At 48.4% G+C, this 23,413-nt stretch carries 21 protein-coding genes; 10 read left to right on the plus strand and 11 right to left on the minus strand.

The window, feature by feature from the left end; genetic code table 11:
- Positions 1–33: 33 nt before the first annotated feature.
- Both F0265_RS14785 and F0265_RS14790 read left to right on the plus strand, forming a co-directional pair.
- Entirely contained in the window at positions 34–717 is a 684-nt protein-coding gene (locus tag F0265_RS14785; protein ID WP_171749460.1) for a response regulator transcription factor, read from the plus strand.
- Positions 714–2,000 carry a HAMP domain-containing sensor histidine kinase gene (locus F0265_RS14790; RefSeq protein WP_171749461.1) on the plus strand — a complete coding sequence of 429 codons (1,287 nt, stop codon included), beginning with the start codon at positions 714–716 and terminating at the stop codon, positions 1,998–2,000. Before F0265_RS14785 ends, F0265_RS14790 begins: the two co-directional genes overlap by 4 nt.
- On the opposite strand, the gene F0265_RS14795 is transcribed toward F0265_RS14790, so the two are convergent.
- The 10 genes from F0265_RS14795 to F0265_RS14840 all read right to left on the minus strand — a co-directional run bounded on the left by F0265_RS14795 (position 1,974) and on the right by F0265_RS14840 (position 13,388).
- The gene (locus F0265_RS14795) at positions 1,974–2,930 is read right to left on the minus strand and encodes an AEC family transporter (protein ID WP_171749462.1); all 957 of its coding nucleotides are present in this window, start codon (positions 2,928–2,930) and stop codon (positions 1,974–1,976) included. The genes F0265_RS14790 and F0265_RS14795 overlap by 27 nt on opposite strands.
- Before the next feature lie 55 nt (positions 2,931–2,985).
- Positions 2,986–3,993 carry a LacI family DNA-binding transcriptional regulator gene (locus tag F0265_RS14800; RefSeq protein WP_171749463.1) on the minus strand — a complete coding sequence of 336 codons (1,008 nt, stop codon included), beginning with the start codon at positions 3,991–3,993 and terminating at the stop codon, positions 2,986–2,988.
- A 138-nt stretch (positions 3,994–4,131) separates the two neighbouring features.
- Complete coding sequence (locus F0265_RS14805; RefSeq protein ID WP_171749464.1) at positions 4,132–5,871, minus strand: sodium/solute symporter; 1,740 nt, start codon at positions 5,869–5,871, stop codon at positions 4,132–4,134.
- Complete coding sequence (locus F0265_RS14810) at positions 5,864–6,859, minus strand: ester cyclase (RefSeq protein ID WP_171749465.1); 996 nt, start codon at positions 6,857–6,859, stop codon at positions 5,864–5,866. Before F0265_RS14810 ends, F0265_RS14805 begins: the two co-directional genes overlap by 8 nt.
- A 39-nt stretch (positions 6,860–6,898) precedes the next feature.
- Positions 6,899–7,873, minus strand: coding sequence for an ester cyclase (locus tag F0265_RS14815; protein WP_152472239.1), 975 nt, complete (start codon positions 7,871–7,873; stop codon positions 6,899–6,901).
- A 450-nt stretch (positions 7,874–8,323) separates the two neighbouring features.
- Positions 8,324–9,604, minus strand: coding sequence for a TRAP transporter large permease (locus tag F0265_RS14820; protein ID WP_171749466.1), 1,281 nt, complete (start codon positions 9,602–9,604; stop codon positions 8,324–8,326).
- Entirely contained in the window at positions 9,601–10,164 is a 564-nt protein-coding gene (locus F0265_RS14825) for a TRAP transporter small permease (RefSeq protein WP_171749467.1), read from the minus strand. Before F0265_RS14825 ends, F0265_RS14820 begins: the two co-directional genes overlap by 4 nt.
- Before the next feature lie 63 nt (positions 10,165–10,227).
- Positions 10,228–11,223, minus strand: coding sequence for a TRAP transporter substrate-binding protein (locus F0265_RS14830; RefSeq protein ID WP_171749468.1), 996 nt, complete (start codon positions 11,221–11,223; stop codon positions 10,228–10,230).
- A 231-nt stretch (positions 11,224–11,454) separates the two neighbouring features.
- Positions 11,455–12,489: a substrate-binding domain-containing protein gene (locus F0265_RS14835; protein WP_253809466.1), complete on the minus strand. Its 1,035-nt coding sequence runs from the start codon at positions 12,487–12,489 to the stop codon at positions 11,455–11,457.
- 149 nt (positions 12,490–12,638) lie between these two features.
- Positions 12,639–13,388 (minus strand): aldolase/citrate lyase family protein, encoded by a 750-nt coding sequence (locus tag F0265_RS14840; protein WP_171749469.1) that lies wholly within the window; start codon positions 13,386–13,388, stop codon positions 12,639–12,641.
- A 289-nt stretch (positions 13,389–13,677) separates the two neighbouring features.
- Between F0265_RS14840 and hisD the strand changes: the two genes are divergently transcribed.
- From hisD to F0265_RS14860, 4 genes are all read left to right on the plus strand, one after another.
- Positions 13,678–14,970, plus strand: a complete 1,293-nt coding sequence (hisD, locus tag F0265_RS14845) for a histidinol dehydrogenase (RefSeq protein WP_019277691.1) — start codon at positions 13,678–13,680, stop codon at positions 14,968–14,970.
- Between the two features lies 1 nt (position 14,971).
- A complete protein-coding gene (locus F0265_RS14850; RefSeq protein ID WP_171749470.1) occupies positions 14,972–15,706 on the plus strand; it encodes an SDR family oxidoreductase in 735 nt (244 codons plus the stop codon).
- 86 nt (positions 15,707–15,792) lie between these two features.
- Positions 15,793–16,788, plus strand: a complete 996-nt coding sequence (locus tag F0265_RS14855; RefSeq protein WP_171749471.1) for a cupin domain-containing protein — start codon at positions 15,793–15,795, stop codon at positions 16,786–16,788.
- Between the two features lie 10 nt (positions 16,789–16,798).
- Positions 16,799–17,521, plus strand: coding sequence for an alpha/beta hydrolase (locus F0265_RS14860; RefSeq protein ID WP_171749472.1), 723 nt, complete (start codon positions 16,799–16,801; stop codon positions 17,519–17,521).
- 43 nt (positions 17,522–17,564) lie between these two features.
- On the opposite strand, the gene F0265_RS14865 is transcribed toward F0265_RS14860, so the two are convergent.
- Positions 17,565–18,461 carry a LysR family transcriptional regulator gene (locus tag F0265_RS14865; RefSeq protein WP_171749473.1) on the minus strand — a complete coding sequence of 299 codons (897 nt, stop codon included), beginning with the start codon at positions 18,459–18,461 and terminating at the stop codon, positions 17,565–17,567.
- Between the two features lie 155 nt (positions 18,462–18,616).
- Here F0265_RS14865 and F0265_RS14870 point away from each other — a divergent pair, with 155 nt between their 5' ends.
- The 4 genes from F0265_RS14870 to F0265_RS14885 all read left to right on the plus strand — a co-directional run bounded on the left by F0265_RS14870 (position 18,617) and on the right by F0265_RS14885 (position 23,312).
- On the plus strand, positions 18,617–19,015 hold the full coding sequence (locus F0265_RS14870; protein WP_171749474.1) for a Rid family hydrolase: 399 nt from the start codon (positions 18,617–18,619) through the stop codon (positions 19,013–19,015).
- Between the two features lie 64 nt (positions 19,016–19,079).
- Complete coding sequence (locus F0265_RS14875) at positions 19,080–20,540, plus strand: aldehyde dehydrogenase family protein (RefSeq protein ID WP_171749475.1); 1,461 nt, start codon at positions 19,080–19,082, stop codon at positions 20,538–20,540.
- A 66-nt stretch (positions 20,541–20,606) separates the two neighbouring features.
- Positions 20,607–21,596: a membrane dipeptidase gene (locus F0265_RS14880; RefSeq protein WP_171347776.1), complete on the plus strand. Its 990-nt coding sequence runs from the start codon at positions 20,607–20,609 to the stop codon at positions 21,594–21,596.
- 114 nt (positions 21,597–21,710) lie between these two features.
- Positions 21,711–23,312, plus strand: coding sequence for a BCCT family transporter (locus F0265_RS14885; RefSeq protein ID WP_171749476.1), 1,602 nt, complete (start codon positions 21,711–21,713; stop codon positions 23,310–23,312).
- Positions 23,313–23,413: the final 101 nt, after the last annotated feature.

Genomic DNA, 23,413 nt, shown 5'->3' on the forward strand with positions numbered 1-23,413 from the left:
ATTAATAGTAGTTTCATAGAGTAAGAGGTAGTCATGGAAAACTTGCAGCTGTTACTGGTCGAAGATGATCTGGATTTAGCTAAGGCGATCGTTGACTACCTCGCTCTGGAAGACATTCAGTGTGACCACGCTGCCAATGGATTGTCCGGATTAAACTTGATTCAACAAGGCCAGTACGACACGGTGATTCTAGACTTGAATTTGCCAAAAATGAATGGCCTAGAAGTGTGTGCAAGGCTTAGAGAGCAAGGGATTGACGTGCCTGTTCTGATGTTGACGGCAAAAGATACCCTTGATGACAAGTTAACGGGCTTTTCGAAGGGAGCGGATGACTATTTGGTGAAGCCATTTGCTATGGAAGAGCTGATTATTCGAGCGCAGGTTTTGTCTCGTCGGCGCAGCGGACAAGTCACTAAGCTCTCTGTATCCGATCTCGAAGTGGACCTGCAAACTCAGACAGCGACCCGATCTAATACGTCATTAAAGCTCTCGCCAATTGGCTTCAAGTTACTTGAAACTTTGGTTAGGGCGAGTCCCAACACTGTCTCTCGTGAAAAATTGATGCAGAGTGTGTGGGGAGATGAACAACCAGACAGTAATAGCCTAAAAGTGCACATGTTTAATCTGAGGAAAGTGGTCGATAGCAGCTTTGAAACCAAATTGATTCATACGATCACGGGACGCGGCTTTGCATTGAAACATGAGGCTTCTCAATGAAAATTAGACGTAGCCTGAGGCTTCATTTTCTCATCGCCATGCTTCTGGCCGGGACAATCACGATATCGGCGATGTCTGGGCTGGCATTAAGTTACTTCTTTTATGGGATGGAAATGGTGACGTCCAGCTTTATGCGTTCACAAGCTCTCCAGATTGAAGTCACGGATGGCCACCCAGTGCAGATCAATGAGCTGACTGTCGCCACCCGATGGCAAGATTTGCCTCCCAAAATTCAAACGAAGCTCAACCCTGATGAGCTGGTCACGGGTGAACTACTGAGAAAAATCGAAGGGATTCCCATCATAGAGCCCCCTGAAGCGGGCTATTTTGCCATGAGGTTTGAGTACAAAGGCAAAATTCGCTATGCGTCTATCTTGCTGGAGAAAAACGAGTTTACACCGAAAGATGTCCCGCATTTCATGTACATTTTGCTCATCGCTTTGGGCGCGATTGCATTGTTTTCGTTGATCCTTATTGCCTTTATTCGCAGTGTCTCAACTCCCGTAGAGGAGCTTAAAGACTGGGCAAAATCTCTGGATAAAGAAAAGCTCAGCCAGCCGATTCCGGGGTTTGACTACAGTGAACTCAACACCTTGGCAGAAATCATTAGATCCAGTCTGAGCTGTGTACAGGAAGGCCTTGAACGAGAGCAGCGCTTTTTGGGTTATGCCAGTCATGAATTAAGAACACCGATTGCTGTCACCCGTACCAATTCTGAGCTACTGAAAAAGATGATCATCAAGAAGTTGGATGAGGACAAGCAGCTTGAAGTCTTGGAACGCATTGAGCGGGCAGGGTACACAATGACAGATCTAACTGAAACTCTATTGTGGCTCAACCGACAAGAAGACAAAACTCTGCCATTCAGTGATCTCGCTATTGGTGATCTCGTTACTCAGATCGATCATGAACTCGAATACCTACTGCAAGGAAAAGAGGTCAAAGTGAGTATCAAAGTGGATGCCACGCAGCATTCATTACCACATGGGCTGTGTCGAATCATCATTACTAATTTGATTCGTAATGCGTTTCAGCATACCTATCAGGGTGAGGTGATTATTGAGCAGTCTGGAAGTCGACTGGTTATCACCAATCACAACGTATCCCAAGGCGACAGAGAAGAGGAGCTGGGTTTTGGGTTAGGTCTTGAGCTAACCGAGCGATTGATCAATCAGTACGGTTGGTATTACGACAATAGCGCAACCGATTTAGGTCGCCGTGTTGAATTACATTTCTCTCTACCTGATGACGCTGACTTAAATCAGCCCAATATTAACAAGTAGAACTAGTCCTGCGGTACAGGTGAGGGTGGAAATGACCGTCGTCATGGCAACAATGTTAGCAGCGAGTATTGAGTTTCCTCCCATTGAGCGGGTCATTACATAGCTTGCCGCTGCAACGGGTGAGGCGTTCATAAAAAACAGGATCGCAAGTTCTAGCCCTCTAAATCCATACCAGTAGGCGGCACTGGTGATCAGCAGAGGAGCCAGTACAAGCTTGTAGCTACTGGCAAACCAAGCTGGCCCTTGTTCTTTTCTCATTTTACTTAAATCCAGTGAGCCACCAGTGCACAACAAAGCCAGTGGTAGCGTCATTTTCGCCAGATAGTTACCCGCATCGACGGCGACCGTTGGGACTGGTATCGAAAGCAGATAGAAAACCACACCAGAGACAATGGCAATGATCAGTGGATTTTTGGTTAGCGTTCTCAGCATAACTTTAGCGGCTTCGGCAGGGGAGGTTCCGCCTTTGGGCGCTAAACAGATAACGGCCTGAACGTTGTAAATGAAAGTGGTGATGGCGACATAAAGTGCGGCGAGCGCGATGCCCTGTTCTCCAAACGCATTCGCCACGTAAGCAATGCCAATGATGCCTGTGTTGGCGCGATAGCCGCCTTGGGTGATGACGCCTTTGTCGGGAGAAGACTTAAATAACAGCGCGACGGAAACCGTAGTAAAGATAAAAAAGGCAATGCTCGTGAGCGCGCCAAATCCAAGGAAGCGGCTTGCAGCAGAGAAGTTATGTTCAGATACGACAATACTGAGGAACAACATCGTTGGTAGGGTCACCTGAAACACTAATTTCGAGGCGACTTCTATGAAGTTGTCGTTAATCAGGCCGATTCGTTTGAAAAATACACCTAACAACAGCATCAAACAAATAGGGCCGGTAATCGACAGTGAGAAACTCAATTGCTGAAGTAATGCGTCCATACATGCCCTGAAAGTGAGTTGGTTGAAGTAAAGGTGCCCGCTTTTCGATTTTCGTTTAACGGCTGGTGGTGCTTCGCTCGATCCGTTTCACCGGCACCATCATTTTCACCATACTGGTGTTTTGCTCGTTGATTTGGTCTACCACAATTTTGACACTTTCCCGTGCCAGACGTTTGAAGTCTTGCCTGAACGTTGTTAACTGATAACTCAGCCATTCCGTCTGAGGGATATTATCAAAACCGATCACCTGTAAGTCTTGTGGAATACGTAAGTTGAATTCGTAGCGAGCCACGTCCATTAATGCCATCGCCAGATTGTCGGTTGCGCAGAACACCGCATCAGGGCGATCATTTCGTTTTAGTAGCTGACGAATATCATCAAGCGCCGCGGTATAGTCGTAGTTGGCTTCAACAACCTGAGGGAGCGTACCTGTCAAATCTTCAAACTCACTACTGAACCCCTTCTGTCGTTCAGCATTGGTGAAAGTAGGTACTTCCCCCGTCAGATAAACAGGATGCTTCACATCACATTCCGCTAACAACTGAGCAGCTTGTTGACCTGCTTCGTAGTTATCACTGATCACGTAACTGCTCTTGGTTCCTTCTACGACACGCGCGTACTGAACAATGGGAATATTGAACTCTTCACACTCTTCATACAGGCTTTTGTTGAATGTGGCTGAAGCCGCAATCACGCCATCCACTCTATATTGGAAAATATTCGGAATAGAGTGATTCTCTTTGTCGTCAACCTGCCACGGAATCAAAACTGCCGAGTAACCCAGTTTTTGCAGTTCCGACGAAATGAGCTGCAGGGTTTTCATATGAATCGGATAATCGGCATCAGGAAACACCAAGCCAATCAGTTTTGATTCGTTGGTTGTCAGACTACGTGCAAACGCGTTAGGGCGGTAATTGAGCGCTTTCGCCGCTTCGTAGACTTTCTGCTTCGTTTTCTCTGACACTGAACTGCCAGAGATAAATACGCGAGAAACGGTCGATTGAGAAACGCCGGCGAGTTTTGCGACATCTTTCGACGTCACCGTCTGCTTAGTTGAGTTCATGGACCATGGTTCTTCTGGTGAGAAATTCACAGCAAGCCTAACATAAATAGGTACGTAGTCATAAAAGGAAAAAGCCTTACTCTAGAGAAAATAAGGCTTTTGGTTTATCAGATTGCTTGAATTGGGTACAACCCAGAACTATTCAGCCGTTTCAACCTGATCCGGTTTGGCCGTTTTAGAGCCTCGTAGTGAATAGACAGCGTAAGCGACAACACTGATTGCTACCACGATTGAACAGCCACGAACAAAGTTGATGAGCATTGGCGCGTTATCGGTGAAGGCGTTGATACCCCACAGTAGAACCAGTGAGAAGACGAACATGACCAGCAAGCCATAGCATGGTGCGTCAATCTTTCCTGGGATAACATACCAGCCGTCTTCTTTGACAGGCTTGTTCAGGCGAGCGTATTCCGCTTGTTGCCCTTTGATGGTGTATAGGTGCATCTCTTCCTGTTTTCCTGTCAGAAGCAAGCTTGCAACGTAAGCCACAACAGCGTTGACGACGACACCAATCACACAGTACCAAGGCCAAGAGATGTCGGTTGCTACCGCGACATACCAGATGGCGATAAAGCTGGCGACGACACCAATAAGCAGACCTTTTTCAGTGATGTGCTTTGAGTAGAATCCCAGCACAAACATACAGAAGCTCGCACCCACGAAATAAGAACCGGCTTTACTCAACACTTCAAGCACCGAGCCTGTGCTGGTCGCGAACATCAGAGCGGGAATGATGACCAGAATCGCCCACGCGACAGTAAAGACGCGAGATGCTTTCAGGTAGTGCTCTTCAGATTCGTTCTGCTTGTAAAAACGTTTGTAAAAGTCCGCTACGGATACCGTTGCCATCGAGTTGAATGCTGAATCAAGGCTCGACATACTTGCTGCCAGAATCGCTGCCGCAATGATGCCCATAAGACCCGGCATACCATACTCACTGGCGTAGTGAAGAATAATAGTATTGCCGTTTTCAAACTCTTTACCGTCATAATACGCATTGAACAGAACGCCAAGTAGAATGAACACGAAGTAGATGAAGAAGGCGACGTAACCCATCATCAGCATGGCTTTCTTCGCATCACCCATGCTTTTTGCTGCCATACAGCGTTGAACCATCATCTGGCTGCCACCGTAGACCGTTGTGTGGAACATCGTCATGGCGATCACCCCAGCCCAGATAGTCGTCACCTGACTCAAATCCATGCTGGTTTGCAGAGCATCTGTCATGCCTTTGGCTTTTAGCTCGGCCATCACGTCGGTCATCGGCTCTGGCATGCCATTCCACACGGCTTCGATAATGATGAAGGCACCAATGAAAAGAATCACGGCTTGAATCACATCAGTCCAGATAACGGCGGCGATGCCGCCCATGACGGTATAAATCAGCGCAATGGCAGTAACGATCATGATGCAGTACACCACGTCTATACCTGTGATGAACTCCAGTATTATCGCTGTCGCGTACAGTACTGCAGCAGAGCTTAACGCCTGCTTAATCAGGAAAATGAATGATAAAGTCACACGTGACGCTTTGCCGAAACGTCTTTCCTGATATTCGTAGATAGAAGTCAGACCGTTGTTGTAAAAGAATGGCATAAATACAGCAACGATGAAGAAGATCACCAACGGGTAGTTAAGGTGAATTGCGATAACCGACAAGCCTTCTTTGTATGACCATGCCGGACCGCCCAAGAACGACATCGCACTGACATAGGTACAGACTACAGAAATACCGATTGCCCACCATGGGATATTTTTATCACCGAGAGCGAACTGGCTCGCCGAGGTCACTTTCTTGCCGACCACAGCCCCCAACAATAAGGTGAGGGCAATGTAACCGCCAAGAATGGTCCAGTTAAGTACACCAAACTCATGCATAATTAGGTCCTTCTAATTGTTCTTTCATTTGGCCGAAAACGTCATAACCAAGTTGGAGCAAGATATGAACGATATCAATTGCTACCCAGTTTTCTTTCAGCAAGTCACCTTCTCGTCGCCAGATATCCATGACGCGAAGTTCTATGTTTTTTCCTGTTGGCGCAAGGCCTAACCAGCCACTGTGACCAGTATGAGTACCATGCATGTGAGGCCAACCTCCAGTGGATACGTAGTCATTTTGAGCCAAAAAATTGAGCTCAATATCAACACTTCGATCGGGGAAGGCGAAGACAAATGGAGCTTGGTGGTGGTTGCGGAAACCTTTGATACCGCGTGTGGTACCGATACCTGCTGGGCCATACCACATAAAGTCTTTATGCCAGTAGTTTTCCAGATCCATTGAGTAGAGATCTTTGCCATCAAAACGACCAAGACATGCCAGCATGTCATGCACCAGTTGACCACTCTTTGCGCTGTGTTCTTCACATACGTCAGAGTTTTGAATGCCATCTGCAGTTGCGGGTGAAAGGATTAAACCGTCGTGACCTAAGCTTTTGCGCAGAGGGTTTACACGTGATTGGTTCATGGCATCGATAAAATCTGGGATCATGTAAGATTCAGTGATCTGATCATTTTCGACGCACACCATCTCTGTGTATCTGAGATACAGGGTTTTTCCCGTTGCTGGAATGCCGAACAGTGGTTGCTCAAAAGTGCCAACAAAGTAACCCGTTGAGTTGTACCAAGTACGGCCTTCAAATTCGCCGTTCATCACGATCATCGGGCGTCGCTCAACATCAGGCATTGCCGTTACCAAAGGTGATAGAAACGAAGTGTGTGCAGCCTCTGGGCCGTTCAGGTCATTGACTGGGTGCGCGACACACCATTTGACGTCTGGGTTCAACGCTTGCTGGGCAACACTTGCCTGCTCACTAAGCGCGGCGTTGAAGTACTGTTGGTAGAACTGTTCAATGATATTGAGTGACATTTTGCTTCCTTACTGAATGTGGGTTTATGACTGGGCGGCTTAGCCTTGCTGAAGCAGAATCTGCTTCCAGATCGCGGTTTCGTCGATCAGTGTAAACTCGCGACGCAGTCCCCATGGGCCAAACTCAGCGTGGCTGATGCCCATGATGTAAACGTCTTTACCTGTCGGCTTACCAAATGCGCCATAACCTTCGTGCTTACCATGTAGAGACCAGCGAATGGCGGCGCGTGGAGACATCTTTGGATCTTCTCGACCAATGCGATGGTGGACTTTGAACTCGGCATTTGGGAATGAAGAGCGCAGTGAAATCCAGAAATGATCAATTTCGCTGTGTGATAGGGCGGTACGGCCGCCGCTGTACTCACCGATACAGGCTCGGTCGTATTCACGTGGGATGGCGGAAAACTCAGCATTCATGATGCTGTTTAGAATGGCTTCGTATTGCTGACCATATTGATTGTCATTGCCAACACCCGTGTAAGGGCCCTGCATATCGACATCTGGAGTAAAAGGGAAGGAGGCTTTTTCTACGCCACCTTCGAAATCAATTTGTTTTCGGGCGAACTCTTCGGACGTCATGCCGAGCTGTCTGGCAATGTCTGCTTGGTCGCGCACTAGCCACTCATCGTTAATCTGATTGTTGATCGCATGGCAGTCGGCGATGATGCGAAAACGTAACTTGCTGTTCGTTGCTTTGCCATAGAACCCATCACTGCTGTGTGTGGCAGTCGAAATGATACGGTGAGAGGACAACATGCCTTGCTCAGGTGAGCCAGACCAGATGACATCTTCTCCGTAAAGCGTACGATCCGGGAACTCAGCCAGTGTAGCCATGGTCGCGCTGATGACGTCGTCGTTACCTTGCACAATAGACAAAGGTGTACGCACAACAATATCGGGTGAGTAATAGTGCTCAAGGGTATTTAGGCCACGGTCTTCCCAAATCTCTTTTGTAATTCCCAAAATATAATCGGGAAAATCACGCCATTTTTCGTCAAAGCCAACCATAGCCATAAATCACCTCCTGAGTTGAATTCTTGTTTACTTTATTTTTGGTTACGTATCCAAAATGAAGTTGTGTTGCAATTTTGTCAATAGATTGTTCCTGTGATGTTTTAATATCGTGCTTAAGATCGGGTTTTTAACAAGTGTTCGAAAAGCGTTCAGAGTAAATACGCCAATTTGATTTCAACTTGGCGATTGAAAAAGGAGGTAGCTGGCTCGTGTTCAACGATAGATCACGCCAATAACAGGTCGGTGGATTGTTTTGCTACTTAATGATTGAAATGTCAAAAGTCAGCGAGAGAAACTTATCACCATATTGTAGAAATGGGTTAATTAGGCGAATAATTCAGCACTGTGACGAGCTGCTATCTTTTATTGAATTGTGCTTGCATACGAATGCCTTGAGGGCTGAGAAAGCCACCCAGTGGTAACACGAGGTGGCTTAATATGTCTCTGCTGCTATGACAACAATTCCGGCAAGGATAAGGAAATGGCGGGTATGAAAGTGATCAGCATGAGTGCAACAATCATTGCGCCAATCCAGCCAATGATGGCTTTGGATAACGATTCAATCGGTACTTTGCCGACCTGACTGGCCATAAATAGGTTGGCTCCGAGTGGTGGCGTGACAAACCCAATCGCTAGGTTAACGATCATCACAATACCAAAGTGAACAGGATCCATACCCAGTGCGGAGGTTATCGGCAGCAGGATAGGGGTCAGAATCACGATGGCCGCTAATGTCTCCATAAAGGTGCCAACCAACAGCAACAGGATGTTGATACACAGTAAAATCAGTAGCTTGTTCTCGGTAATGGTCAGAATGAACTGAGCGATTTCTGTGGGCAGGCGCTCCAAGGTCAGAATTCGACCAAAGGTTACTGAGGCGCCGACGATCACCAACACAGCTCCCACTAACAGAGAAGATTCCAAGATGATTTTGACGACCTGTTTGACGTTCAGCTCTTTGTAAACAAACATGCCGAAGAACAAGCCATACAACACGCCAATAGCGGCTGATTCGGTGGGTGTGAAGATACCTGAGTAGATGCCACCCAGAATGATCACAGGCAGTAACATGGCCCAGCTTGCGTCTTTGAGTGCTGACAACCGTTCACTCCAGCTGGCTTTCTTATCATTCCCCGAATAGCCGCGCACTTTGGATACCATCACACAGTAGCCAATCAAGACCAGCCCGACCACCAAACCTGGGATAATTCCCGCCATGAACATTTTGGTGACAGAAACTTCCGCGGTAATCGCGTAAACAATCATCACAACCGAAGGTGGAATGATCACCCCGATTCCTCCTGAAGACGCAATCAGAGCACCAGCGAAGCTGCGGTCATAGCCTTTTTTTACCATCGATGGGATCATCGTCAGGCCGATGGCGGCAACGGTAGCGGAACCGGTACCTGAAATCGATGCGAAGAGCATACAGGCAACAATGGCAACAATACCCAGCCCGCCGGTGAAGTGACCGAAAAAGACTTCGGCGACATGAAGAAGACGTTTGGATATACCGCCCTGACTCATCAGGTTACCCGCCAGAGTGAACAGAACCACTGCCAGTAGGGGGAAAGAGTCTAGGCCAGTAACCAATCCTTGAACTAAGAACTCTACGTTCAGGAAAGGCAGGCTCATGATCGCAATCATACTGGCGGTTGCCAGTGCAATGCCGACCGGTACGCCGATTAAAAGTAGCAGTCCGAAGCTGCCGAATAAGAGTGCAGATGTCATGCGTTAAGCTCCTGCATTCGATTAGATGCTTTGTATTTCGCTTTTAACTGGCGATACCTATCACTGCAAAAGCGCGTTGGCTGAGAGGGTGCCGACAGCCCGCAGAGGCGCTGATAAATACTGACGATTAAACGCAGGATACTGAGAATCGCACACACCAGCACTGAGGCATACAAGCAGGCCACGGGGATCTCCATTGCTGGCGCAATCTGCCCAAGCTGAAGGCTGCGGTTAATGACCTTAAAACCAAACCAGGCCACGACACTGCTGAATACCAGATAGATGACGTCTGAAATGATCAGGCTGATTTTGGGCAAACCCCCGGGTAATTTATCGACGAATACGCGAATTCGGATATGTCGGTCATGTTTGATGCAGTAGCTGATGCTGAGGTACATCGCCCACACAAACAGGTATCGTGACAGCTCTTCAGCCCAAGCAATTGTGGCGTCAAACAGGCGCAAAGCGATTTGCAAGCAGAGAAGAGCCGTCATGGTCGAAATGGCAATGACAATCAGGCTAGGTTCAAAATATTTATCCAGTAAGCGAAACCACTTCATGTTCACCTCCCAAAGCAGTTCGTTTCCGAAGAGCCTCGGCTCCCCGGAAACACAGGGTGAGAATTACAGGCGGTCAATTTCAGCGATAACGCTGTCAAACAACTGTTCACCTGTCTTGCTGCGCAAGTCTTGGTAAACCGCTGCGTTCATTTTGTTCTTCATCTGCTCGCGCACGGCTTCTGGTACTTCATTCACTGTCATGCCTTTCGCTTTCAGGTCTTCAATCACATCCTGATTCTGCTGCGCCGCCAAAACACGTTGTTTAGCGATGGTTTCTTTGGTGATGTCATTGATGAGTGCTTGCTGGTCTGCAGGTAGTGAATCCCAGAAGGACTTATTCATAAACAACACATAGTTGCTGTAGATGTGGTTGGTTAGCGACAAGTAGTTTTGCGCTTCATAAAAACGCTCGGCATAAATGGAGTAAATAGAGCTTTCCTGAGCATTGATCAGACCCTGCTGTAGCGAGGTGAAAATCTCACCCCAAGACAGTGGCGTTGGCGCTGAACCGATGGATTTCCAAGCGTTGATTTGACTTGGATTAGGTGCTGAACGAATTTTCAGGCCCTGAAGATCGTCGAGTGTGTTGATTGGGGCTTTGTTGTTGGTGACATTACGGAAGCCTAGCTCCATAAAGCCTAAACCGTGAAAGCCTTTTGACTCCATTGCTTTCAGCAGAGGCTGGCCGATTTTATCGCTGTCTAGCGCTCGGTGTGCCTGCTCTTCACTGTCAAACAGGTAGAAGGTATCAAGAACGTTGAATTCTGGTACATAAGGCGCAAGGAGAACTGAGGCTCCAAACGTCATTTGCAGGTTACCTTGCTGAACCAGTTCTGTTGTTTCGCGTACATCACCAAGTTGGCGCGCAGGGTAAATCTCTACTTCCAGTTCACCGTTTGAGCGAGACTCCAGCTCTTGTTCGAAGTAGAGCATTGCTTGGTGAACAGGTGACGTTTCCTGGCTGTCATGGCCGAGACGGATGACATTGCTTGCAAACGTATTCATGCCACTAATGGTTAGGCCAAAAGCGGTTAATGATGTGATGATTGCTTTTTTCATTGTTCTTCCTTGTATCTGGTATGACCTTTGAGCATTCATTTTTAAGATCATACAGGCTTGTTTGTTTTATTAACGTATAGAGCAATTCATATCCTTTTGCATACGAATCCAAAAATAAAACATGCAGTTAACAAGTCAATAACAAGATGCGTAACTTGATACGGAATTCAGTAAAAACTGACGAAAATACAGTGGGGGTCACATAAAAAAGCCTCGTCATGGAGACAAGGCTTAGTGGAGTTGAATAGGGTCTGTTGACCTTTTGAGCTGATTTTTGCAGCAGTTTGTGGGTTCTTTATACAAGGCAGAGGATTTGAAATGTAGTTGCCCTACCTGATAAGCCGATAACAGTAGGTAGTCGCCAGACGCGTCGGTATTGTTGTTGATACGATCCATCAAATCTTCGACAGCGCGGCTTACGATCTTGTCGACAGGTTGGGCGACCGTGGTTAAGTCGTAAGCTGGCCAGCCAGACATCGGGATGTTATCAACGCCCATTACCGCATAATCTTCCGGTATCGATGCGCCTGATTTTCTTAGTCCATCCATTAAACCCAGAGCGATGATGTCGTTGGCGCAGAAAATCGCTTCCGGTTTCACCGCGTGTGACTGAATCTCTGTTGCGGCTTCCATCCCCGCATCGAAGCAGTATTTAGCTTGAATAAATACAGGGGTTGGAACACCTAACTCTTTGAGCTTTGACGAAAATCCAAGCCAGCGCTCTTCGCTGGTCATTGAGCCTGAATCGCCACTGACATACGCCAGTTGTTTATAGCCTTTTTTCACCAGATACTCGGCCGCTTCTTGGCCGGCTTGACGGTTGTCGACACCGGCACAGTTAGCATTGATGCCATTGGTATAACGGTTGATAAGACTTAGGTGAACGCCAAATTTTTCGCACTGGGCAAAAGCTCGTGAAGTCAGACGGCTGGTGGCGATGATCAGGCCATCAACCTGATACTCAATCGCACGGGAAATCGCCAGATCAAGGTCGTCTTTATCGATTGGACACAGAACCACCTGACCGCCACGTTTTTGGATTTCCATTGCTAACGCACGTGATTGCAAGTCATACATTGGGTTTGACTCACTGTCTAACGCGATGGCAACAAGACCAGAGCGATTTGAGATCAGGCTACGAGCAATAGCGTTGGGGGTGTAACCGAGCTTAGCGGCGGCATCCATCACCATCTTACGTTTCTTCTCGCTGATGCTAGCGGTCGGGCTGAACGCTCTTGATACGGTCGACTGAGAGACGCCGAGCATTTTCGCGACGTCTATCGAAGTTACTTTCGCTTTAATGGTGATACTCCTTTCCGTGGGTTTGCTGACCCTTTTATCTGCCAGAGTGTATGGGTTAGGGGATTTCTCTGTCTAGCGCTGTGCATTGATAGCGATTAAATATCGGATAAAACTCAGGAATTCATCACATTTCTTTCTTGCCTGAAGCCATCGATGATCATTTTGTGCTCCGAGCCCACGCCAAAGAAGTTGACGCCAAGCTCGCCCCAGTCTTTTGCTTGTTGCGCTGTGGCAACGAACATACCGACGGGCTTGCCACTGGCTTTGGCGGCTTCAATAATTCTGATGCTTGCTTCTCGCACCTGATCGTCGTTTACGCTTTTAGCGCCATACGCCACGGTGAGGTCGACCTGACCAATAAACAGGGCATCTATACCATCGACGCGAGCGATGGCTTCCACATTGTCGACGCCTTCGGGATCTTCTATCTGAGCCACGACCACAGTATTCGCTTTACTGTCAGCCAGATGTTGAGCCATAGGCTTGGTTGCGTAGCTTGCAGCGCGGCTGGAGCTTGCATAGCCGCGCCCCCCTTCACCGTAGTGACATATCTTAACGATTTTCTCTGCCTGTTCTGCATTGCAGACATGTGGGATCTGAACACCTGTCGCACCACAATCCAAAGCATTAAGAATGGTGGCAGGCTGGCTGTCTTGAACTCGAACCAGACAGGGTAACTGATTAGCACGGGCAGCAAGGATACACAGGTCGAGAGACTGACGGTCAAACGGAGCGTGCTCGGCATCGAGAATGATGAAGGACAATTCAGACAGTGCTAGCACTTCGATAATGTGGGGGTGAGGGGTTTTAACAAATGTTCCCAGTAAGGAAGGCTGGGTTAGCGTAGATTTGAAATTAGTCATGAAAACACTCCATTGCAAAGGTATGCAAAAATTAGCACGAACAAATGTAAATGATCAGTGAATTTTATGTGATCTAAATACCATTTTTGATTATTAAATCATCGATTGATTGTGTCTATGATGCTTTGTTCTGTCTTTTAATCTTATTAAAACAAGTAATTAGAGAGTTTTTTGGGCTTGCGTACGATTATCTTGAAAGTTGTTAAAATTGTGTTTAATCTAATTTTGCATTCGTATCCAAAACTACAAATAAGCAATTGTCAGTCTAAACCCTCAAGGAGAAAATCGCATGGCACGCATTTTAAAGAACGGAATCACTGAAGAAGCATCAGCATCAAATGACGCGAAAGTGCGTCAGATCGTAGAGAACATTCTTGCTGATATTGAATCGAAAGGTGACAGCGCCGTACGCGAGCTTTCAGAAAAATTTGATAACTGGTCACCAGAGCAGTTTCGTTTAACACCAGACCAGATTCAGGCATGTGTTGACGCGTTAGATGAGTCAACTCGCCACGATATTGAATTCGCTCAGGAGCAAGTACGTAACTTTGCTCAAATTCAGCGCGATTCAATGAAAGATGTTGAAGTTGAAACTATGCCGGGTGTGGTTCTGGGTCATAAGAATATTCCGGTTAATAGCGTAGGTTGTTATATCCCAGGCGGTAAGTACCCGCTAGTCGCGTCTGCTCACATGAGTGTACTCACTGCAAAAGTGGCAGGCGTAAAACGAGTGATCGCTTGTGCTCCGCCATTTAATGGCCAGCCAAATGTGGCAATCGTTGCGGCGATGGCGATGGCTGGCGCTGATGAGATTTACTGTTTTGGTGGCGTTCAGGCAGTAGGCGCAATGGCACTGGGTACTGAGACAATTGCCCCTGTAGATATGATTGTTGGCCCAGGTAACGCGTTTGTTGCTGAAGCTAAGCGTCAGTTGTTTGGTCGCGTGGGTATCGATTTGTTTGCTGGTCCAACGGAAACGCTGGTTATTGCTGATGAAAAGGGCTGTGACCCAGAACTGGCAGCAGCAGACTTATTGGGTCAGGCTGAGCATGGCTACAACTCTCCGGCTGTTCTTCTAACAAACAGCGAGACGTTTGCCGAGGAAACGATCAAAGAGATTGAGCGCCAGTTGACGATTCTGCCAACGGCGGAAGTCGCAGGCAAAGCATGGGCAGATTACGGTCAGGTGATCGTGTGTGACAGCTATGAAGAAATGGTTGAAGTTGCAGATGACATCGCCTCAGAACACGTTCAGGTGATGACGGAAGATCCAAAGTATTTCCTCGACAACATGTCCAACTATGGTGCGCTGTTCTTAGGTCGCGAGACCAACGTTTCTTACGGTGACAAATGTATCGGTACGAACCATACGCTTCCGACAAAGAAAGCGGCTCGCTACACCGGTGGTCTGTGGGTAGGTAAATTCATTAAGACTTGTACGTATCAGCGTGTCACTGAAGCGGCATCTCTGAAGGTGGGCGAATACTGTTCTCGCTTGTGTGCACTGGAAGGTTTTGCTGGGCACAAAGAGCAAGCGGATATTCGTGTACGCCGTTACAAAGGCAAAGTAGAAGAGGCTTAATATGTCGAAACTTGCCTTAGTTACAGGCGGCAGTGGCGGTCTAGGGGCCGCCATATGTCACAAGCTGGCCGATTCCGGCTACCGAGTTGTCTTAACGTACAACAGCAATCAACAGTCGGCGCACAAAGTATTGTCAGAGTTGTCTGGTGAAGGTCACTTAGCTTTTCAGCTCAATGTGTCGGATTCGCAAGCAATATACTCGTTAGCCAGTCAGGTCAATGAAATTAACGGCCAACTGGATTTGCTGGTCAATTGCGCCGGTATGACAAAGTTTGTCGCGCATTCAGATTTGAGCGGTTTGAACGACGAGCTGTTTGACCAAATCTTCCAAGTCAATGTTCGCGCGCCGTTTGCCATGGTTCGCGCCTGTGAATCTTTACTGCGTGAGGCCAAAGGTTGCGTGGTGAACATTACTTCCATCGCCGCGCAAACCGCGATGGGCAGCAATATTGCTTACTGTGCGAGTAAATCCGCCGCAGAGAATATGACTCGCTCATTGGCAAGAGCGCTTTCACCGGACATTCGCGTCCTTGCGGTTGCTCCGGGGCTGGTGGACACCGAGTTTGTTAAAGGGCTCGATGACAGCTGGCGCAATCAGCAGGAGCAATCGACACCGCTCAAACGTCTTGCCAGTGATGACGAGGTGGCAAGTGCAGTCTATGCCGCTGCGGAAGTGCTGACGTTCTCAACGGGCAACACGATTGCCGTCGACGGTGGCAGACCTCTTGGTTCCTGATCTCATTGATATGAGAGCCAGCTAAGCAAAGCGCTAACAAAGTCAATGGCTAGACCCAAGAAAAGAAAGAACAATTAGGATTATCTATGACTCTACAAAATCGAATTAACGACAATCTTGTTCGTTACATGGAGCTGATACCGGGAACCAGTGCGTTTATCGATGCGCGTACTCCGGGCAGTGACCTGAAAGACAACTTCTGCATCATAGGCGCAGGCGTCGCTGAAAGCAGCCGTCAGCATGTTCACATCCGCGAAACAGCAGGCTTCAATATCGGCGCAGCAGGTCAGCCGCCGGGTATTAAAAATTCACTCCATTCACACCGTACTGCTGAGCTGTTCGTCGTGTTTAAAGGTCAATTCCGCTTTTACTGGGGTAATGATGGTGAACATGAAGCGGTGCTCTCTCATGGAGATGTGATTTCAATTCCGACCAACCTTTTCCGTGGCTTTGAAGTTGTCGGCCGCGATTATGGTTTCATGTACTCGGTACTGGGTGGCGATGATTCAGGCGGTGGTGTGATTTGGCACCCTAACGTTATCAAAGACAGTCAGGGCTATGGCTTGTACTTAAAAGCGGACGGCACTTTGGTCGATACCATTGACGGTGATGCGGTTCCACAAGAGTCTGAACTGATGCCATTGCTAACCAAAGAAGAGATGGCTTCGTTTGATAGCTACACCGCTGAGCAGATGATGCCTTTCGTGGCGCTAAAGAACGACTACCGCCCGATTGAAAGTGACTTTTCAGCGCCAAACGTCAAACAGTACGCGCTAACTGGTCATCCGCTGGCTGATTACGATTTCCACGTAAAAAGTGAAGATGAGGTCAGCATCATGGCGTATGAACTCACAGAGGGTGGCTCCATTCCTCAGCATAGCCGTGATGATAAGCAGGTACTGATTAACTTTGATGGTGATACCGAAGTGGTTGTGACCCATCAAGGCGAACAAGCCAGCCTGATCCTGACCCGAGGTGATGTGTTTAGCGTACCGGAAGGTGCCTCATACTCACTGACGAACATGCGTGGTAACAGCTTCACATACTGTGTACTCGGCTCTGACAAGCCAGCCAAACTGTAAGGAGTGCAACATGACACAACCACTGCCTTTGATCTGGTTACCCGGGTTACTGTGTGATGGTGCACTGTTTGAAGATGTGAATCAGGCACTGCCTCAATGGGTAGCGCCTGAGTGCGTTTCACTGAGTGCTTTGCCTACCATGGAACAACTAGCGGCTGATGTGTTGGCTAAAGCCCCACAAGAGTTTGTGCTTGGTGGTTTATCCATGGGGGGTATTTTGGCGTTTGAGGTGTATCGTCAGGCGCCGGAGCGAGTCAAAGGTTTGATTCTGATGGATACCAACTCGGCGGATGAAAAACCGGAAGTCTCAGAGAAACGCTACGCACTGGTTAATAGAGCGTTAAAAGGTGAATTTGATCAGATTACGCCTGAGGTGTTGATGTCAGTGTTGATTCATCCGAGTCGTGTTAACGAGCTGGATCTGACGGCGAGAATCGAGCAAATGGCGCTCAATGTCGGTCTAGAAGCTTTTCAAGCTCATGCTGATGCTTTGGCGACAAGGCCCGACGCCCAGCCACTTTTGGCAGACATCTCGGTGCCAACCCTCGTCATTACCGGCAAAGACGATTTGTTGTGTCCTATCGACAATCACCTACTGATGGCCAAGCACATCCCAGATGTGACGCTGCACGTATTAGCAAACTGCGGTCATCTCTCCAGTATGGAGCTGCCGGACGCTGTAGCGCGGCGCGTATCCGACTGGCTGGCACTCAATCAGCCACAATGGTTTTAGTCCTGGCCCCGCTGATTTTGGCGGGGTTTCTTTTATCGACCAATCAATTCCGACTGTCATCATCCTGATAGTTTAAGTACTCCACACATAAATCGTGAAACGCTTGTGCCTGCGGAGAAATGGTGCGGTCGCTGAGCGTGAAGATACCGATTTGCCTTTCCAACGGTGGATCGATAAGCGGTATCCACACCAATCTGGTTTCATTGGTAGGGAAGGCCAATTTCGGCAGGGTTGTAACACCGATGCCCAGTTCTAATACGGAAAACAGCGAGGTAATGTTCTCTACCGAGTAAAGGGCTTGCTGACTTAGAGCGCGGGCAGGCGTCGGGTCAAGCAAAGTGCAGGTCCCGTTACGAATAAATGGTTGCTTGAGCAGTGTTTGCCACTCAATGCCTTCTCGGCTAGTCGCAATCGGATTATCACTCAAACACACCACACCAATCGGGTCGGACAATAATGGCGTGAATGTCATGTTGTCATCATCGAGATGAGACGGGTTTCCCAACGCTAAATCAACTTCGCCAGAGAGTAATCTCGCTTCGACCCCTGCGGCATTGTCATCGATCAAACTGACTTCTACGTTTGGGTGCTGCTCGCAGAATGCCCCTAAAACGCTCGGAATGAGTTTAGCGGCGACAGAGGGCACACTGGCAATTTTTACCCTTCCTTGCTGGCCGGCTGCGGCAGCACGCAAATCATTGTCTAGCGCCGTATAGATATTGAGAAACTGAATGATCTTCGGCAAACAGATTTCGCCAAATGGGGTTAATTTGGCTTTGTTACCTGCTTCGAATAATGCTTGTCCCAATATCTTTTCCAGCTCTTTTATTGATGTGGATAATGCGGCCTGAGAGCGGTTGGCGCGATGTGACGCCGCGCGAAAACCGCCTTCTTCGACCACCATCACAAAATGCTTTAATTGTTGAAATTTGATGCTCAAGTCGGACTCCTCGCCATCCCTTTATTCACCATAGTCTCAGTAGGGTGATAAGTTTTTTTTATCGAATGTAAGAAATTTACCGTTCGATTTATCGTCTGTCAAAGTGCAGGATTTAACTATTCCGAAACGATTTGGTTACAAAAGGTTGAAGGCACGTGAATACTCAAACTCAAAAACACCCAGTCAAAACATCACTGTTCGCCTCAAAGGCTCCACTGGAATGGGCGATTGTTAACAATGGCACCCTGTACACCGCGCAAATCCCGATTGATGCCACTGGTGCTGTTGTGGAAGGGGGTATTGAAGCGCAAACCCGTCAGACATTTAACAACTTGGTGCACACCCTAGAATGCGCAGGCGAGTCACTGGACTCTGTTCTGCAAGTGCTGATTTACGTGACTGACCGCGAATACCTCAAAACGGTTAACCAAGTTTACGCCGAGTACTTTGACGCGCCGTACCCAAATCGCGCTGCCATGGTCGTTGCTGGCCTGGCAAGAGAAGAGATGTTGGTGGAGTTTGTCGTTTACGCTTCTGCGAACCAAACCCAGTAACCCCTTATTACGAATAACGGTCTGATGGCGAGTTAGGCCGTCAGCAAGAACAAAGGAAGCAATCATGACATCATTAAACAACGTTCAGGCCGAAAAATCGCTCTACATTGGCGGCGAATGGCAATCAGGCATCAATACCGTTGCCAACATTAACCCATCCGACATCAGCGAGAATCTGGGTGATTTTGCTCAGGCAAGCGAAGCTCAGGTTCAACAAGCTATTCAGGCGGCCAAGCAGGCTCAACCTGAGTGGGAAAAAACACCCATCGAGCGCAAACAGGCGGTACTGCAAGCGATTGGTGATGAACTGATTGCCCGTTGCGATGAGTTAGGAAGGTTGCTGTCGAGTGAAGAAGGCAAGCCGTTTGCTGAAGGTCGCGGTGAAATCTACCGTGCAGGCCAGTTCTTCCAATATTTTGCTGCTGAAGTGTTGCGTCAGATTGGCGATAACGCTGCCTCCGTCCGTCCAGGGGTCTCTGTTGAAGTGACTCGCGAAGCCGTAGGCGTTATCGCCATTATTTCTCCTTGGAACTTCCCGACTGCCACTGCTGCTTGGAAGATTGCGCCAGCGCTGGCGTTTGGTAACAGCGTAGTTTGGAAACCTGCCAACTTGACGCCTGCCAGTGCCGTGGCACTGACTGAAATTATTCATCGCCAAGGGCTGCCGGCAGGCACATTTAACTTGGTATTGGGTAGCGGCTCTCAAGTCGGTAACACACTGATTAATTCGACAGACGTGAATGGCGTGAGCTTTACTGGCTCCGTCGATACAGGGCGCAAAGTGGCAGCGGCAACAGCACCAAACTTTGTTCGCTGCCAGCTTGAAATGGGCAGCAAAAACGCCCTAGTGGTTGCCGATGATGCAGACATTCAAATTGCAGTCGAAGCAACGATCGCGGGTTCATTCTCCGGCGCGGGTCAGAAGTGTACTGCGTCTTCACGCTTAGTGGTGATGGACGGGATCCATGACGCTTACGTAGAAGCGCTGATCAAACGCATGAGCGAACTTAAGGTAGGCCATGCGTTGGAAGAGGGCATCTTTATGGGCCCTGTCGTCGATGGAAATCAGCTAGAGGCAAACTTCGAGTGGATTGAGAAAGCACGTCAAAGCGGTGCTGAACTAGCGTTTGGTGGCGAGCGTTTGAACCTCAAGCATGATGGCTACTACATGGCGCCAACGTTATTCCTCAACACGCAAAACAGCTGGGAAGTGAATCAGGAAGAAGTGTTTGCGCCAATGGCGAGCGTGATTCGAGTTGCTGACTTGGATGAAGCGATTGCTGTCACCAACGATACTCGCTTTGGTCTGACTGGCGGGATTGTGACGCAAAGCCTGCGCACGAGTGCCATCTTCAAACAACAAGCGCAAACCGGCTGTGTGATGGTCAACCTACCAACAGCAGGGACAGACTACCACGTTCCATTTGGTGGCCGTAAAGAGTCTAGCTTTGGTCCTCGTGAGCAGGGTCAATACGCCAAAGAGTTCTACACCGTAGTGAAAACGGCTTATCAACGCCCGTACTAAGTCTGCATTGGGCAGCCGCTGCGCTGCCCGACATAGAGCGGTTCTAAGAATTATTGAGGAATGGTTATGTACCAACAACGAATCATCATTGATGGACTTCAGTACTGCAACTGGGACAGAGAGTATTTCCAAACTCTCAAGGCCAGTGGAATCACCGCAGTACATGCGACCATTGTTTATCACGAAAATGCACGTGAAACCCTGAGCCGATTTGCTGAGTGGAATTTACGTTTTGAACAAAACTCCGATCTCATCATGCCCATCTACTCAATGGCCGATGTGGAAACCGCTAAGCAACAAGGCAAGGTCGGCATCTTCTTTGGTGCGCAAAACTGCTCGCCAATTGACGATGAAATTGGCCTGATTGAGGTGATGCGCCGCCAAGGTTTGCTGATTATGCAGCTAACCTACAACAACCAAAGTTTGCTTGCGACCGGGTGTTATGAGGCAAACGATACGGGCATTACTCGCTTTGGTAAGCAAGCCATCGCAGAAATGAACCGAGTGGGGATGATCATTGATATGTCCCACAGCGCGGAACGCTCGACGCTGGAAGCGATTGACCTTTCTTCTCGCCCGATTTGCATTAGCCATGCGAACCCGAGCTTTGCTCACGATGCGCTTCGTAACAAATCCAACACAGTGATTAAAGCGCTGACCGAGCGTGGTGGCCTAATTGGCTTCAGTCTCTACCCATTTCACTTGCCAAACGGCAGCCAATGTTCACTAGAAGACTTCTGCCAGATGGTAGCGAAGACGGCTGAACTGTTTGGTGTTGAACACCTTGGTATTGGCAGCGATCTTTGCCTTAACCAACCACAACAAGTGTTGGAGTGGATGCGCAATGGACGCTGGTCTAAAGCGATGGATTATGGCGAAGGTTCCGCAAGCAATTCGGGTTGGCCAGATGCGCTGCCGTGGTTTAGCGGAAGCAAAGGGATGGAGAACATCTACAACGGATTAATTCGCCATGGATTCAGTGAGTCCGAGGCGGGACAAATACTGGGTGATAACTGGTTTAACTTCCTGAAAGAAGGACTTGAGCCTATTTCATAAACCTTAACCCAAACATGGAGCAGCCCACCACTACAACTAAAACAAGGTGGGTCGTTGAATACACTCGTGTAGCTGGCCTGATGGCCACTACCGAAAAACTTCTGGAGTCAGCATATGTCTGATTTAACCAATAGCATGAAAGCTGCCGCAATGAACATGGCATCTGACAAATCACAGGCTAAGCACAATACGTCTGCCAATGAAAATTCGCCTGACAAGCTTGGGCTGAGCAATCCCGCTTTCTGGTATAGCGGTGGGTTCATCGCTCTGTTTGTTGCTTTAGCGCTCTATGATGGCGAGTTGCTGTCTAATCTGGTCAATGCAGGATTTGGCTGGTCAGTGAAAGTGTTTGGTCCCTATTGGCAGTTGCTACTGCTTCTCACCTTTCTTATTGGCCTTGGGCTCGCTGCAGGGCGAACAGGTAAGGTGATACTCGGTGGCACAACCAAACCCGAAATGGACACTTTCCGCTGGACGGCGATCATCTTCTGTACCTTACTCGCTGGTGGTGGTGTGTTCTGGGCTGCGGCAGAGCCAATTGCTCATTACGTTAGCCCACCACCGCTCTACGGCCCACAAGATAACCCTCAACAGTTAGCCGTCAACTCACTGTCGCAATCCTTTATGCACTGGGGATTCCTTGCATGGGCCATTGTTGGCAGCCTTACCGCTATTGTGGTGATGCATCTGCATTACGATAAAGGTCTGCCGCTGAAACCTCGTATTCTTCTCTATCCGGTTCTTGGTGAACGTGCATTGAAAGGTCATACGGGTGCGATCATTGATGCGTGCTGCATCATCGCGGTTGCTGCAGGGACGATAGGCCCAATCGGCTTCCTAGGTCTACAGGTTAGCTATGCGTTAAACGCATTGTTTGATATTCCTGACGGCTTTACCACTCAGCTAATCATTATTCTGTTTGCCATCGCACTTTATACTTTGTCCGCTCTGAGTGGTCTGAATCGTGGAATGCAGATGCTTAGCCGTTACAACGTAATTTTGGCTATCGCTCTGATGATCTACATTCTTCTATTTGGCCCAACGAACTTTATCTTCAACGGCTACATTCAGGGTGTGGGCAGCATGCTCGATAACTTCATCCCAATGGCGACCTATCGTGGGGATGAAGGCTGGCTTAGCTGGTGGACGGTCTTTTTCTGGGGCTGGTTCCTTGGCTATGGACCTATGATGGCGATCTTTATTGCGCGCATTTCCCGCGGTCGCAGTATCCGCCAGTTAATCTCGACCATTAGCATTGTGGCACCACTGGCGACTTGTTTCTGGTTCACCATTGTTGGTGGTACAGGTCTGGCATTTGAAATTGCCGAGCCGGGCAGTGTCAGTAAAGCCTTCGAAGGTTTCAACCTGCCAGGTGCACTTTTGGCGGTCACTCAACAACTACCGCTACCTATGGTGGTGTCGGTGCTGTTTCTTATCCTGACAACGATTTTCATCGTTACAACCGGTGACTCCATGACGTACACCATCAGCGTGGTGATCAGCGGAGAAACTGAGCCCAATGCCATCGTGCGTACATTCTGGGGTGTCGCCATGGGTGTGACGGCGCTGATTCTGATTTCACTGGGTTCTGGCGGGATCTCCGCATTGCAGTCTTTTATCGTGATTACTGCGGTTCCGGTGTCATTGATACTGTTGCCATCACTTTGGAATGCGCCACAAATCGCAATCAAGATGGCGAAGGCACAAGGGTACTAGGGTCTGTTGACCTTTTGAGCTGATTTTTGCAGCAGTTTGTGGGTTCTTTATACAAGGCAGAGGATTTGAAATGTAGTTGCCCTACCTGATAAGCCGATAAC

Origin of the sequence: Vibrio sp. RE88 (assembly GCF_013113835.1) — a bacterium.
Taxonomy (GTDB): domain Bacteria; phylum Pseudomonadota; class Gammaproteobacteria; order Enterobacterales; family Vibrionaceae; genus Vibrio.